The sequence below is a fragment of the Rhizobium sp. CBN3 genome (assembly GCF_030518245.1).
In the GTDB taxonomy this organism is placed as follows: domain Bacteria; phylum Pseudomonadota; class Alphaproteobacteria; order Rhizobiales; family Rhizobiaceae; genus Rhizobium; species Rhizobium aethiopicum_A.
The window spans coordinates 1-489 of record NZ_JAULSE010000100.1; the positions used below are offsets into that span (position 1 = coordinate 1).

Genomic DNA, 489 nt, shown 5'->3' on the forward strand with positions numbered 1-489 from the left:
ATGGGTACATTGACAGGAAGTACGAATGGCCCTGCTGTCAACGAAGATGGGGATCTCGCCACCCCTTTTCTCAGATGCCTGATAAGGCTCATCCGCGCTCAGGATGCCCATGGGGCGTGGGAAGGCAAATCGGACACTGACCTGCTGGCCGACTTCATCCTCACCAAGGAGCAGCGCCGTAAGATCCCGATCATAGGCGATCCGGATCCTGATGTGCTGTGGAGGCTACAGAATTTTTACAGTTGCGTGGGGCTTGTGATCGAAGAGTGCACAGGCCTGTTGGCATCGCCGATCATGACGATCGGCCATGAGGGCTTCGGCCGCTTGCTTTTCACGACTGGACGGTTGGTCGTTCTGTCGAAGACCCTGCGCGATGTCCACCGGTTCGGCTTTGAGACGCTAGGCAAGCTCGCCGAGACCGGCACGAAAATGGTCGATGACGCTATTGAAGTTATCGAAACCTATCCCGACGTGGCGCGGGCATCATGA

The 489-nt window shown here is 56.9% G+C and carries 1 protein-coding gene; it reads left to right on the forward strand.

What is annotated here, in order from left to right; genetic code table 11:
* Positions 1–489, forward strand: a 489-nt coding sequence (locus QWJ46_RS31130) for a NifX-associated nitrogen fixation protein (protein WP_064820036.1), incomplete at its 5' end; no start/stop codon positions are given.